The organism is Streptomyces musisoli, from assembly GCF_016741855.1.
GTDB classification, from domain to species: Bacteria; Actinomycetota; Actinomycetes; order Streptomycetales; family Streptomycetaceae; genus Streptomyces; species Streptomyces musisoli.
This window is the reverse complement of the sequence record NZ_JAERRH010000009.1, coordinates 1-13,684: the sequence shown is the minus strand read 5'-3', so window position 1 is coordinate 13,684 and position 13,684 is coordinate 1. Positions and strand designations below refer to the sequence as shown.

The 13,684-nt window shown below is 72.0% G+C and carries 11 protein-coding genes; 8 read left to right on the top strand and 3 right to left on the bottom strand.

Annotated elements, in window-relative coordinates:
- Positions 1-95 precede the first annotated feature (95 nt).
- From JK361_RS23245 to thrS, 3 genes are all read left to right on the top strand, one after another.
- Positions 96-662 (top strand): DUF4365 domain-containing protein, encoded by a 567-nt coding sequence (locus JK361_RS23245; RefSeq protein ID WP_201821404.1) that lies wholly within the window; start codon positions 96-98, stop codon positions 660-662.
- Positions 659-1,909, top strand: a complete 1,251-nt coding sequence (locus JK361_RS23240) for a hypothetical protein (RefSeq protein ID WP_201821402.1) — start codon at positions 659-661, stop codon at positions 1,907-1,909. The genes JK361_RS23245 and JK361_RS23240 overlap by 4 nt, the downstream gene beginning before the upstream one ends.
- 93 nt (positions 1,910-2,002) lie before the next feature.
- Positions 2,003-3,979 carry a threonine--tRNA ligase gene (gene thrS, locus JK361_RS23235; protein WP_201821400.1) on the top strand — a complete coding sequence of 659 codons (1,977 nt, stop codon included), beginning with the start codon at positions 2,003-2,005 and terminating at the stop codon, positions 3,977-3,979.
- Positions 3,980-4,015: 36 nt separating this feature from the next.
- Here the strand turns inward: thrS and JK361_RS23230 are convergent, their stop codons facing one another.
- Entirely contained in the window at positions 4,016-4,672 is a 657-nt protein-coding gene (locus JK361_RS23230; protein WP_201821397.1) for a potassium channel family protein, read from the bottom strand.
- Positions 4,673-4,739: 67 nt separating this feature from the next.
- On the opposite strand from JK361_RS23230, the gene JK361_RS23225 reads away from it, so the two are divergent.
- Positions 4,740-5,303 (top strand): HIT family protein, encoded by a 564-nt coding sequence (locus JK361_RS23225; protein ID WP_201821395.1) that lies wholly within the window; start codon positions 4,740-4,742, stop codon positions 5,301-5,303.
- A gap of 194 nt (positions 5,304-5,497) precedes the next feature.
- Here JK361_RS23225 and JK361_RS23220 read toward each other — a convergent pair whose 3' ends face one another.
- The gene (locus tag JK361_RS23220) at positions 5,498-7,144 is read right to left on the bottom strand and encodes an AbeC-like domain-containing protein (protein ID WP_201821393.1); all 1,647 of its coding nucleotides are present in this window, start codon (positions 7,142-7,144) and stop codon (positions 5,498-5,500) included.
- A gap of 209 nt (positions 7,145-7,353) precedes the next feature.
- A complete protein-coding gene (locus tag JK361_RS23215; RefSeq protein WP_201821391.1) occupies positions 7,354-9,555 on the bottom strand; it encodes an elongation factor G-like protein EF-G2 in 2,202 nt (733 codons plus the stop codon).
- Positions 9,556-9,805: 250 nt separating this feature from the next.
- Here JK361_RS23215 and pgsA point away from each other — a divergent pair, with 250 nt between their 5' ends.
- The 4 genes from pgsA to JK361_RS23195 all read left to right on the top strand — a co-directional run bounded on the left by pgsA (position 9,806) and on the right by JK361_RS23195 (position 13,475).
- A complete protein-coding gene (gene pgsA / locus JK361_RS23210) occupies positions 9,806-10,525 on the top strand; it encodes a phosphatidylinositol phosphate synthase (protein WP_201821816.1) in 720 nt (239 codons plus the stop codon).
- The gene (locus JK361_RS23205) at positions 10,522-11,430 is read left to right on the top strand and encodes a phosphatidylinositol mannoside acyltransferase (RefSeq protein WP_201821389.1); all 909 of its coding nucleotides are present in this window, start codon (positions 10,522-10,524) and stop codon (positions 11,428-11,430) included. The genes pgsA and JK361_RS23205 overlap by 4 nt, the downstream gene beginning before the upstream one ends.
- Complete coding sequence (locus tag JK361_RS23200; RefSeq protein WP_201821388.1) at positions 11,427-12,590, top strand: glycosyltransferase family 4 protein; 1,164 nt, start codon at positions 11,427-11,429, stop codon at positions 12,588-12,590. The genes JK361_RS23205 and JK361_RS23200 overlap by 4 nt, the downstream gene beginning before the upstream one ends.
- A gap of 342 nt (positions 12,591-12,932) precedes the next feature.
- Complete coding sequence (locus JK361_RS23195) at positions 12,933-13,475, top strand: LemA family protein (protein WP_201821386.1); 543 nt, start codon at positions 12,933-12,935, stop codon at positions 13,473-13,475.
- The last annotated feature ends 209 nt before the right edge of the window (positions 13,476-13,684 follow it).

The window sequence follows — 13,684 nt, the reverse complement described above, 5'->3', positions numbered from 1 at the left end:
TTGCGCCGTACGCCGCAAGGAGACAACAGGAGTACGGGTCTTTGCAGTTCAGCGGCCCGCAGCGGGGAAACCCCTGGCTTGGAAGGCTGTTGGTCATGGCCCTAGCGCAGCCCGAGCGGGGCGGGCTGCTGCCCGATCGTCCGGGCACCCTCCGCGGCACGCTCGCCACCACCGCCTGCATGGAGACACTGCAGGTCGGCTATCTGCACGCGGTCGCCGCCGCGGCCGGCTGCTCGCTGTCCCAGCCCTTTCCGGACAACGGCATCGACTGGCACGTCAGCCACAGCGCGCCCGGACACACCATCGACGACGAAGTCACCATCAAGGTGCAGCTGAAGGCCACCTACCAGGTCCCGCCCAACCCCCCGGGCCGCTTCTTCTCCTTCACCCTCGACAACGAGCACCTGCGCAAACTCGCCCGCACACCCGTCTCGGTGCACAAGATCCTGGTCGTCATGCTCGTGCCGCGCTCCCAGGGCGACTGGCTGCGTGCCGGCCACGACCGGCTCGACCTCAGGCACTGCTGCTACTGGGTCGACCTCGCCGGCCACCCCGTGACCGGCCGGCACCGGACCACCGTGCGGATACCGACCTCACGCATCTTCGACGACCGGGCCCTGTGCGAGATCATGACGCGGGTCGGGACGGGAGGCAGGCCATGAGGAACCGTCCCCACGGCGAACCGGTACGGCAGATCCGGCCGCACCCCGACGACCTGTCCTGGAACCGGACCCCGGAGCCCGCCGAGATCGATCCCGCCGTGCTCGGCGCCCTGCTGCGCCGGCACGGCTGGCAGCGGCGCGGGGGACCGGCCGGGCGGTACGGCCGCTGGACCCCGCCCGGCCCCGGCGCCGGCGGAACCAGCCTGCTCGTCCCCGAGAGCCGCGCCTTCCCCGACAGCGACGACCTGCTCGGCGAGGCCCTCGACGCCCTGGCCCGCAGCGACACCGCCTCCGCGCGCGAGGTGCTCATCTCCCTCGCCGTGCCCAGCGACGAGATCCGCTGGTGGCGCGACACCCCGAGCGGGCCCGCCGGCGCCGCCCCCTGGATGGCCGACGACCAGCTGCGCGCCGCCGCCCGCCAGATGCTGCTCGCCGCCGCGCTCGCCACACGCGCGCGGGCCGGCTACTACGGCGCCCGTCACCGCCGCCCCGCCGCCGCACTCCTGGAGGACGTCCTCGTCGGCCCCGCCGCCGGGGGCCGCACCCTCACCGCTTTCGCGCCCGTGCCCACCGGCCGCGCCCTCGCCGTCCGCCTCCACCAGGCCCTCCACGCCGCCCGCGAGGCCATCGACTACCGGCGGGCCACCGGCGGCATGGACGCCTTCGACGGCGCCGTCGAAGCCGGTGTCAGCCGTGAGCTGACCGAGGCGCTCGGCATGCTCGTACGCGGCACCGAGGGCGCCCGTGTCGCCGTCGCCTGGGCCCCCGGCGCCGGCGTCCCCGCAGGCTGCGCCCCCTTTGCCGAACCCGTCGAGTTCTCCCCGGGTGACCTGCCCGTGCTCCGCGAGGCCGCCGCCCGCTACGTGAGCACCGAACCCTCCGTCCCCGTCCGCGTCACCGGCGCCGTCGTCCGCATGCGCCGCTCCGGACCCGGCGGCGAGGGCACCGTGCGCCTGCGTGTCCTGGGCGGGGCCGACGTGCCGCACCTCCGCGTCACCCTCGACGAGGAGGACTACCGCATCGCCGGCCACGCCCACCTCGTCGGCCTGCCCGTCCGCGTCCAGGGCCGGCTGGAGCGCCGGGGCGGATTCCGCCGGCTCACCGGCGCCTCCGGGGTCGTACCCGTCCAGGTCGACGAGGCCGAGCGGGACCGGCTGATGAAGGCGCTCCAGGAGAACCTGGACTTCTTCGAGGAGGCGTGCGGCGACGGTGAGCCGGGAGGGTACGGGGACGAGGACCGAGAGTGACCGTTTCGCGGTCGGTGCCGTCGGGTCGGTACGATCGCCTGTGCGCGCGCTCCTGGTATGGCGCCGCACCCCACCTTCAGTCAGGAGAGACCGGTGTCAGACGTCCGTGTGATCATCCAACGCGATTCCGAGCGGGAAGAACGCGTGGTGACGACGGGCACTACGGCCGCCGACCTCTTCGCGGGCGAGCGCTCGATCATCGCCGCACGCGTGGCCGGCGAGCTGAGGGACCTGGCGTACGAGCTGTCCGACGGCGACGAGGTCGAGGGTGTCGAGATCTCGTCCGAGGACGGCCTGAACATCCTGCGCCACTCCACCGCGCACGTCATGGCGCAGGCCGTGCAGGAGCTGTTCCCCGAGGCCAAGCTGGGCATCGGCCCGCCCGTCAAGGACGGCTTCTACTACGACTTCGACGTCGAGAAGCCGTTCACGCCCGAGGATCTCAAGGCCATCGAGAAGAAGATGCAGGAGATCCAGAAGCGCGGGCAGAAGTTCGCCCGCCGCGTGGTCACCGACGAGGCGGCCCGCGAGGAGCTGGCGGACGAGCCGTACAAGCTGGAGCTGATCGGCCTCAAGGGCTCCGCGTCGCACGACGACGGCGCGGACGTCGAGGTCGGCGCCGGCGAGCTGACGATCTACGACAACCTGGACGCCAAGACCGGCGACCTGTGCTGGAAGGACCTCTGCCGCGGTCCGCACCTGCCCTCGACCCGGCTCATCCCGGCGTTCAAGCTGATGCGCAACGCGGCCGCCTACTGGCGCGGCAGCGAGAAGAACCCGATGCTCCAGCGCATCTACGGCACCGCCTGGCCGTCCAAGGACGAGCTGAAGGCGTACCTGGACTTCCTCGCCGAGGCCGAGAAGCGCGACCACCGCAAGCTCGGCAACGAGCTGGACCTCTTCTCCATCCCCGAGCAGATCGGTTCCGGCCTCGCCGTCTTCCACCCGAAGGGCGGCATCGTCCGCCGGGTGATGGAGGACTACTCGCGGCGCCGCCACGAGGAGGAGGGCTACGAGTTCGTCTACACCCCGCACGCGACGAAGGGGAAGCTCTTCGAGACGTCCGGGCACCTGGACTGGTACGCCGAGGGCATGTACCCGCCCATGCAGCTCGACGAGGGCGTGGACTACTACCTCAAGCCCATGAACTGCCCCATGCACAACCTGATCTTCGACGCGCGCGGCCGGTCGTACCGTGAACTGCCGCTGCGCCTGTTCGAGTTCGGGACCGTGTACCGGTACGAGAAGTCGGGCGTCGTGCACGGCCTGACCCGCGCCCGGGGCTTCACGCAGGACGACGCGCACATCTACTGCACCCGTGAGCAGATGTCCGAGGAGCTGGACAAGACGCTCACCTTCGTCCTCGGCCTGCTGCGCGACTACGGCCTGACCGACTTCTACCTGGAGCTGTCCACCAAGGACCCGGAGAAGTTCGTCGGCTCCGACGAGGTCTGGGAGGAGGCGACCGAGACCCTGCGCCAGGTCGCCGAGAAGCAGGGCCTGCCCCTGGTCCCGGACCCGGGCGGCGCCGCCTTCTACGGCCCGAAGATCTCCGTCCAGGCCAAGGACGCGATCGGCCGGACCTGGCAGATGTCGACCATCCAGCTCGACTTCAACCTGCCCGAGCGCTTCAACCTGGAGTACACCGGCCCGGACGGCTCCAAGCAGCGCCCGGTCATGATCCACCGCGCGCTGTTCGGCTCCATCGAGCGGTTCTTCGCCGTCCTGCTGGAGCACTACGCGGGCGCCTTCCCGGCGTGGCTTGCCCCGGTCCAGGCGATCGGCATCCCGATCGGGGACGCGCACGTGGAGTACCTGGAGAAGTTCGCGACCGCGGCCAAGAAGAAGGGCCTGCGCGTCGAGGTGGACTCCTCCTCGGACCGCATGCAGAAGAAGATCCGGAACGCGCAGAAGCAGAAGGTGCCGTTCATGGTCATCGCCGGCGACGAGGACATGTCGAACGGCTCGGTGTCCTTCCGCTACCGCGACGGCTCGCAGGAGAACGGCATCCCGTTCGACGAGGCCATCGCCAAGATCGCGAAGGTCGTGGAGGAGCGGGCGCAGGTCTGATCCGGCGCCCGCCCCGTCAGAGGGCCCCCGGGATGCTCAGCGTCCCGGGGGCCCTTCGTCGCTCTCCCGTGTGAAGGTCCGCATCAGCCAGCCGGAGAAGGAACCCGTCACCGCGCCGAGCAGCGCGAGACCGCAGGCCATCATCACGATCGCGATCGCCCGGCCGAGGCGGGTCACCGGCACGACGTCGCCGTAGCCGACCGTGCTGAGGGTCGAGGCGGCCCACCACACGGCGTCGCCGAACGTGTGCATGGTGGTGCCGGGCGCCCCGCGTTCCGCCTGGTACACCGTGAGGGCGCCGGAGAAGCCCAGGATCATGGTGGACAGGCCCGCGTAGGAGATCACCCGCGCGTACAGCGAGATCCGCGGCTGCCCGCGCCCGCGCTGCACCTCGTCGTACAGCGGGACGATCCGCAGCGGACGCAGCAGCGGCAGGACGACCACCAGGGTGAGCAGCAGATGGCCGGCCACGAACCGCAGGCCCTGCCCGCTGAGCCGCCACCGCACCGCGTAGTCCACGACGAACACCAGCCACAGGGCGAGCATGACGAACCAGCACAGGTCCCGCCAATAGGCGGGCAGACCCGTGGCCAGGACCCGGGTCGCGTAGGCGGCCAGGAAGACCAGGGCCGCGACGAAGAGGGGGATCTCGGTGTCCTGACCCCAGCGAGCCGTGCGGCTGTCGTCGTCCACCGGCCAAGCTTGGCCGGAGAGTGCCCCGGGACCGCCCCGGCGACACGCCGGGCAAGGGTGACGCCATATGCTGCGTAGCATGACGAGTGAGCCGGAGCAGCAGATCGGAGTGGGGACCCAGGACGCGTTCCAGCGTCTGTGGACGCCCCACCGGATGGCCTACATCCAGGGCGAGAACAAGCCGACCGGTCCGGGGGCCGACGACGGCTGCCCCTTCTGCTCGATTCCGGCCAAGTCCGACGAGGACGGGCTGATCGTCCGGCGTGGTGAGCACGTCTACGCCGTTCTCAATCTGTACCCGTACAACGGCGGCCATCTGATGACCGTGCCGTACCGGCATGTGGCCGACTACACCGACCTGACCGGGCCGGAGACCAGCGAGCTGGCGGAGCTGACCAAGCAGGCGATGACGGCCCTGCGCACCGCGTCCGGCGCGCACGGCTTCAACATCGGCATGAACCAGGGCTCGGTCGCGGGTGCCGGCATCGCCGCCCATCTGCACCAGCACATCGTCCCGCGCTGGGGCGGCGACACGAACTTCATGCCGGTCGTGGGCCACACGAGAGTCCTGCCGCAGCTGCTGGCCGACACCCGCAAGATGCTGGCGGACGCCTGGCCGGCAGTGGCCTAGGAACGCCTGGCCGAATGCCGATCAAGAGCGCTTGGCCGGCAGCGGACGAAGAAGCCCGGCCGGCGTTCGAGGACGAGGCCGTCCGTCCACGGCCGAAGCGGGGGTCCGGGGGCGGCAGTCCCCAGGAACAGCAGCCACCACACACCGGCACTCGCCCGAACCCCGAAGCCCCCCTCGGCCGCACCGCCGGAGGCTCACGCGTCGTAGAGGTCGGCCTTCCGCGGCATCGGATCCTGGACGTTGCCGCTGAGGAACGCCGAGCGTGCACCGAACTTCTCCGTGTCCACGCCGTTCTCCTCCAGCACCCTGATCGCGGCCGAGTGCACCACGCGCAGCACCGGCGTGGCCGCGCGCAGCGCGTCGTCGGCCATGAAGCGGTGGCGCCACGGCTGGTCGGCCCAGGCGTGGCGCAGGCCGAACGGCTCGGGCAGGCCGAGCGAGCCGCCCAGCCAGTTCAGCAGCGGCGGGTACCAGGTCAGCGGGGCGCGGGCGGCGAGCCGTACGACCTCGTCGGTGGTGACGAGCGGCAGCTTGATCGTGCGGTTCTCCCACGGCTTGAAGGACTTCGCGACCTCCTTGGTCGGCGCCTCCGGCTTCGAGGTGAACAGCGGGTTCACCGGACCCAGAGCGTGCCCGGTGACCTCGATGCGCAGCGTCTCGTGCAGCACGGTGACGGTGATCAGCATGGTGATGACCAGCTGCCCGTCCCAGAGGGTCCATTGCACGCCCAGGTAGTGCCGGTCGCCGCTGCCGAACTGCTGCTTGTTGCAGATGTCCTGTATGGCGTGCGGCTTGACCCGGAACGCCTCGACGTCGGTGCCCTCGGGCCGGGACACGGCCGTGGCCTTCTCGCCGATCGGGGTCACGATCCAGTGCCGTATCGACGGCTTGGGGAAGCCGCCGGTGTTGAGCGGGCCGCGCTCCAGGAGGGTCAGCTGGTCGTGGATCGCGCGTACCACGTCCCAGCTGCGGAAGGGGTGGATCTCCCGGCCGGCGTCGGCGGGCTTCAGATCCTCGGCGAGCTGCCAGGCGCCCCAGCGGGTGCCCATGCCGAGTATGCCCTTGGGACCGGCGTAGAAGACGGAGTTGGACTGCTGTTCGGCGCTCAGCCGGGCCAGTGACTGGCGCAGCTCCTCGGCGGCGGTCTGGCCGGGCCCGCGCGGCACGGCCTCCGGGACCTTGGCGCCGACGCTGGTGCCGGAGAGCAGGCCGTCCCAGCGGGCCCGCAGGTCCTTGGCGCTGCGTTCGCAGATCTGCTTGGCCCAGTACCAGCCGAGCACCGGAAGGACGACGGCGGCGCGGGCGTACCAGGCCCAGAAGCCGGAGAACGGCATCTTGATCAGGAACAGCGCGGCGAGCACACCGACGCCCAGGAGGAGCGCGGTGGCCAGCGTCCCGGCCCGCTTGTCGTCGCGCCTCGCGACGAAGGTGCGCAGCTGGAAGACGAGGAGCCAGACCAGCAGTCCGGGCAGGAAGAGCACGCCGCACACGACGGTGACGGCGGTCAGGCGGTTGTCGCGCTCCCGGCGGATGTTGTTGGCGGCCAGGGCGTGTTCCACCACGAACTGCGGTTCGGAGCCGAACGACTGGATGAGCGGCTTGCGGCCTGGGGCGAGCAGCCGGTCGACCAGGGCGCGGGAGAACGCCTCACCGAGATTGGGCCGGAACAGTTTGAGGCGGCCGGCTTTGACGGTCGACTGGTGCCATTCGTTGTCGGCCTTCTTGATGTCCTCGATCGGGCTGTCCCGGTACGCCGCGGAGGCCAGCGCGGCGGTCGCCGCCTGCCCCTCGTCGCCCGAGACGGGCACCTGGGGCCCGTCCCACTCCGTTCCAAACGACATTCCCGCCCCCATCGCCGCCGGTGCCGTTCCTGCGGCCTTCCCGACTTCCCTGCCCCGCACACCTGTTGAACCGGCCGCCGTGCCGATACCGGACGAGTGCCGGCGGTCACGGCACGACGTGATCAGGTGATCAGCGTATCCGCCGGCACCGACAGCCCGCGGGCGGACGGCCGAAGCCGCCCGCCCGTGCGCCGGTACGCGCCGGCGTACTACCCTTCGTCCCCCGCCTGTTCGCGGATGCGTTCGGCGATCTGCGGCGGCATCGGCTCGTGCCGGGCGTAGCTCCGGTCGAAGCGTGCCGTGCCGTGCGAGAGCGAGCGCAGGTCGACGGTGTACCGGCCGATCTCGAACTCGGGCACCTCGGCACGGATCAACGTCCGCCCGGTGCCCACCTGTTCGGTGCCGAGCAGCCGGCCGCGCCGGCTCGACAGGTCGCTCATCACCGGGCCCACGAAGTCGTCGCCGACGAGCACGGTCACCTCGGCGACCGGCTCCAGCAGATGGATCTTCGCGTCCGCCGCGGCCTCGCGCAGGGCGAGCGCGCCCGCGGTCTGGAAGGCGGCGTCGGAGGAGTCCACCGAGTGCGCCTTGCCGTCCAGCAGCGTGACCCGCACGTCCACCAGCGGGTAACCGGCGGCGACACCCTTGGCCGCCTGGGCCCGTACGCCCTTCTCGACGGACGGGATGAACTGGCGGGGCACCGCGCCGCCGACCACCTTGTCCACGAACTCGATGCCCGAGCCGCCCGGCAGCGGCTCCACCTCGATCTCGCAGATGGCGTACTGGCCGTGGCCGCCGGACTGCTTGACGTGCCGGCCGCGCCCGGCCGCCTTGTTCGCGAACGTCTCCCGCAGGGAGACCCGGTGCGGGACGACGTCGACCTGTACGCCGTAGCGGTTGCGCAGCCGCTCCAGGGCGACGTCGGCGTGGGCCTCGCCCAGGCACCACAGGACCACCTGGTGGGTGTCCTGGTTCTGCTCCAGGCGCATCGTCGGGTCCTCCGCGACCAGCCGGGACAGCCCCTGGGACAGCTTGTCCTCGTCGGCCTTGCTGTGCGCGTGGATGGCGAGCGGCAGCAGCGGGTCGGGCATCTGCCAGGGCTCCATCAGGAGCGGGTCGTCCTTGGCGGAAAGGGTGTCGCCGGTCTCGGCGCGGCCCAGCTTGGCCACGCACACCAGGTCGCCGGCGACGGCGTGGGTCACCGGGCGCTGCTGCTTGCCGAACGGCATGGACAGGGCGCCGATCTTCTCGTCGACGTCGTGGTCCTCGTGCCCGCGGTCGGCGAGGCCGTGCCCGGAGACGTGCACCGTCTGGTCCGGCCGCAGGGTGCCGGAGAAGACACGGACCAGCGAGATACGGCCGACGTAGGGGTCGGAGGAGGTCTTGACGACCTCGGCGACCAGCGGGCCGTCCGTGTCGCACGGCTTCAGCTCGCGCCGCTTGCCGTCGATCGTGCCGACCCCGGGCAGCGGGTGCTCGAACGGGGTCGGGAAGCCGCCGGTGACCAGCTCCAGCAGCTCGACCGTGCCGAGGCCCTGCCGGGAGCCCTCGGCGGCCGGGGCGGCGGCCAGCACCGGGAAGAACGAACCGCGCGCCACGGCCCGCTCCAGGTCCTCGACGAGGGTCTTGACGTCGACCTGCTCGCCGCCCAGATAGCGGTCCATGAGGGTCTCGTCCTCGCTCTCCGCGATGATCCCCTCGATGAGCCGGTTGCGGGCCTCCTCGATGCCCGGCAGCTGGTCCTCGCCGGGCTCGGACTCCTTGCGCTCACCGGTCGAGTAGTCGAACAGCTTCTGCGACAGCAGTCCCACCAGCCCGGTCACGGGCGCGTGGCCGTCGGGACCCTCGGGGCCGCGCAGCGGCAGGTAGAGGGGCAGGACGGCGTCGGGGTCGTCGCCGCCGAAGGCCTCCGCGCAGGTCCGGGTCATCTCCTCGAAGTCGGCGCGTGCGGCCTCCAGGTGCGTGATCACGATCGCGCGGGGCATGCCGACGGCCGCGCACTCCTCCCACACCATCCGGGTGGAGCCGTCGACCCCGTCCGAGGCCGAGACGACGAAGAGGGCCGCGTCCGCGGCGCGCAGACCCGCCCGCAGCTCACCGACGAAGTCGGCGTAGCCGGGGGTGTCCAGGAGATTGACCTTGATGCCGTTCCATTCGACCGGCACCAGGGAGAGCTGCACCGAACGCTGCTGCCGGTGCTCGATGTCGTCGTAGTCGGAGACCGTGCCGCCGTCCTCCACGCGGCCCGCCCGGTTGACCGCCCCCGCGGTCAGCGCGAGGGCCTCCACCAGCGTCGTCTTCCCCGAGCCGGAGTGGCCGACCAGCACCACATTCCGTACGGACGCGGGTTGGTCGGCCGCCAGAGCCCTGCCGGCGGCCCCGGGGTGGTGTGACTGTGCCTTGTCGCCCATGATCCTGCCTCCCGTGCACGGTGAGGTCACTGTGGGCGCGGACACGCGGGACCCGCGTGGTGTGGCGGCTCCGGCGACGCCCGCGGTTATTCGAGCTTTCCACTCCCGTCACGCCGCGTCCATACGAAGGACTACGGGCGGTGCGTACGCACACCGTTCGCGTCACACACGTCCGCACACGGCGGCGCGCCCCCGGGTTCCGGCGCGGCTGCGGGTGCCCGCCCGTCACTCGCACGCGCGCGTGGCTACGATGGGCCAGCCGGCGGCCAGCAGGGCCGCGGCGTCACCGACCGTCGGGAAGGCCATGCTGAACAAGTACGCGCGTGCATTCTTCACGCGTGTCCTCACACCGTTCGCCACGTTTCTGATCCGCCGGGGCGTGAGCCCCGACACGGTCACGCTCATCGGCACCGCCGGAGTGGTCGCGGGCGCGCTGGTCTTCTACCCCAGGGGCGAGTTCTTCTGGGGCACGGTCGTGATCACCCTGTTCGTCTTCTCCGACCTGGTCGACGGCAACACGGCCCGCCAGCTCGGCCGCTCCAGCCGCTGGGGCGCCTTCCTGGACTCCACCCTGGACCGGGTCGCCGACGGCGCGATCTTCGGCGGCTTCGCCCTCTGGTACGCGGGCCACGGGAACGACAACGTGCTGTGCGCGGTGTCGATCTTCTGTCTGGCCAGCGGCCAGGTGGTGTCCTACACCAAGGCGCGCGGCGAGTCGATCGGGCTGCCGGTCGCCGTCAACGGGCTCGTCGAGCGCGCCGAACGCCTGGTGATCTCGCTGGTCGCGGCCGGTTTCGCGGGCCTGCACAAGTTCGGTGTGCCCGGGATCCAGTGGCTGCTGCCGGTCGCGCTGTGGATCGTCGCCGCGGGCAGCCTCGTCACGCTGATCCAGCGGGTCGTCACCGTGCGCCGCGAGTCCGCGGAGGCCGAGGCCGCGGCCGCGGCCCAGGGGAGCGAGGCGGCGCAGTGAGCGCGGCGGACCGGCTGACCGACGCCCTGTACGGCGCCGGCTGGAGCACGGTCAGGAAGCTCCCCGAGCCCGTCGCCGTGCGCCTCGGCCGCACCATCGCCGACCTCGCCTGGAAACGGCGCGGCAAGGGCGTGCTGCGCCTGGAGGCCAACTACGCGCGCGTGGTGCCCGATGCGACCCCGCAGCGGCTCGCCGAGCTGTCCCGCGCGGGCATGCGCTCGTACCTGCGCTACTGGATGGAGTCCTTCCGGCTGCCGGCCTGGAGCGCCGAGCGCGTGAAGACGGGCTTCGACCCCAAGGACCTGCACCACTTGACGGACGGGCTCGCCTCCGGCCGGGGCGTGATCCTCGCCCTGCCGCACCTGGCCAACTGGGACCTGGCCGGCGCCTGGGTCACCACCAAGCTGGAGACGCCGTTCACGACGGTCGCCGAGCGGCTGAAGCCCGAGACGCTCTACGACCGCTTCGTCGCCTACCGCGAGGGCCTCGGCATGGAGGTCCTGCCGCACAGCGGGGGCGCCGCCTTCGGCACCCTGGCCCGCCGGCTGCGCGACGGCGGCCTGGTCTGTCTGGTCGCCGACCGCGACCTGTCCGCCTCCGGCGTCGAGGTCGACTTCTTCGGCGAGACGGCCCGCATGCCGGCCGGGCCCGCCCTGCTGGCCCAGCAGACGGGCGCGCTGCTGCTGCCCGTCACGCTCCGGTACGACGACTCGCCCGTCATGAAGGGCCGGGTCCACCCCCCGATCGAGGTACCCGGGTCAGGTACCCGGGCCGAGAAGACGTCCGTCATGACACAGTCGCTGGCCGACGCCTTCGCCTCCGGGATCGCCGAGCACCCGGAGGACTGGCACATGCTCCAGCGTCTGTGGCTCGCCGACCTCGACCCCGCGAAGGGACCCTCGTGAGAATCGGGATCGTCTGCCCGTACTCCTGGGACGTGCCCGGTGGCGTCCAGTTCCACATCCGTGACCTCGCCGACTACTTCATCCGGCTCGGTCACGAGGTGTCCGTCCTCGCCCCGGCCGACGACGACACGCCCCTGCCGCCGTACGTCGTCTCGGCCGGCCGTGCGGTCCCGGTGCCCTACAACGGCTCGGTGGCCCGGCTGAACTTCGGCTTCCTGTCGGCCGCGCGGGTACGGCGCTGGCTGCACGAGGGCAAGTTCGACGTGGTCCACATCCACGAGCCGACGTCGCCCTCGCTGGGCCTGCTGACCTGCTGGGCGGCGCAGGGGCCCATCGTCGCGACCTTCCACACCTCCAACCCGCGCTCGCGCGCGATGATCGCCGCCTACGCCATCCTCCAGGCCGCGCTGGAGAAGATCAGCGCGCGGATCGCGGTCAGCGAGTACGCCCGCCGCACCCTGGTCGAGCACCTCGGCGGGGACGCGGTGGTCATCCCCAACGGCGTCGACGTGGACTTCTTCGCCGAGGCCGAGCCGAAGCCGGAGTGGCAGGGCGACACCATCGGCTTCATCGGCCGGATCGACGAGCCCCGCAAGGGCCTGCCCGTGCTGATGAAGGCCCTGCCGGGCATCCTGGCCGCCCGGCCGCAGACGCGGCTGCTGGTGGCGGGCCGCGGTGACGAGGAGGCGGCCGTCGAGGGGCTGCCGGCCGAGCTGCGCTCGCGCGTGGAGTTCCTCGGAATGATCAGCGACGAGGACAAGGCCCGCTTCCTGCGCAGCGTCGACCTGTACGTCGCGCCCAACACCGGTGGTGAGAGCTTCGGCATCATCCTGGTCGAGGCGATGTCGGCGGGCGCGCCCGTGCTCGCCTCCGACCTGGACGCGTTCGTGCAGGTCCTCGACCAGGGCGAGGCCGGCGAGACCTTCGCCAACGAGGACGCCGACGCGCTGGCCGAGGCGGCCGTGCGGCTGCTGGGGGACCCGGCGCGCCGGACCGAGCTGCGCGATCGCGGCAGCGCCCATGTGCGGCGGTTCGACTGGTCGACGGTCGGCGCGGACATCCTGTCCGTCTACGAGACGGTGACGGCGGGCGCGGCGGCGGTCGGCGCGGACGAGCGGACGACGGGACTACGGGCCCGCTTCGGCCTGGCCCGGGACTGACCGCTGGCTGACCCGAGGCCCGCTCGGGACCGGTCCGGGTACGGCCCGGAGCGGTCGGGAGCGATCGGCGACGGAGACGTCGGCGCGTGCGGTATGGCCTGTGACGGGCATCGGGCATCGGGCATCGGGCATCGGGCATCGGGCATCGGGCATCGGGCATCGGGCATCGGGCATGGGGCATCGGGCATGGGGCATCGGGCACCGGGCACCGGCGACGGGCGGGAACGGGTCGTGACGGGCGGGGGCGGGTCGTGACGGGCGGGCGCGGCGGGTGCCGGCGGCCGTGGGCTCCGGTTCCGACCGGCGCCGGGGGCGGGTGCCGGCAGCCGATAGCCTTCGGCCGTGACCGCAACCCTCATCTGGCTCCTTGTCGCGCTCCTCGTCATCGGCGTGTACCTCAGCTGGACGGCCGGGCGGCTGGACCGGCTGCACGTGCGGATGGACGCCGCCCGGGCCGCGCTCGACGCCCAGCTGCTGCGGCGGGCTTCCGTGGCGCAGGAACTGGCGACCTCGGGCGTGCTGGATCCGGCCGCCTCGATCGTGCTGTACGAGGCCGCGCACGCGGCCCGGCAGGCGGAGGAGGAGCAGCGGGAGGTGGCCGAGAGCGAGCTGAGCCAGGCGCTGCGGGCGGTCTTCGAGGAGCCGGCACAGGTGGAGGCCGTGCGCGAGGCCCCGGGCGGCGAGGAGGCGGCCCGAGAGCTGGCCGAGGCCGTCCGCCGGGTGCCGATGGCCCGCCGCTTCCACAACGACGCCGTCGGGGCCGCCCGCAGGCTCCGTGAGCACCGCAAGGTCCGCTGGTTCCGGCTGGCCGGCCACGCCCCCTTCCCGCTGGCCTTCGAGATGGACGACGAGCCGCCCACGGCCCTGGTCGAAAGGGCCGCCTGAGCCCCGGGCAGGCCCGGGGAAGGCCCCGCGCAGGCCCACGGCAGGCCCCGGGAATGCCCCCGGCAGGCCCCGTGCGGACCAAAAGGATCCACCGGCTTGTCATTGGCCCTTGCTGTGGCCTGGTCCATTCGCGTTTCCTCAGCGGTGCACAAATCCTCTTTCACTTCAGCGAGGTCACCCGTGTCCACCATCGACAACCAGGCTCCCGA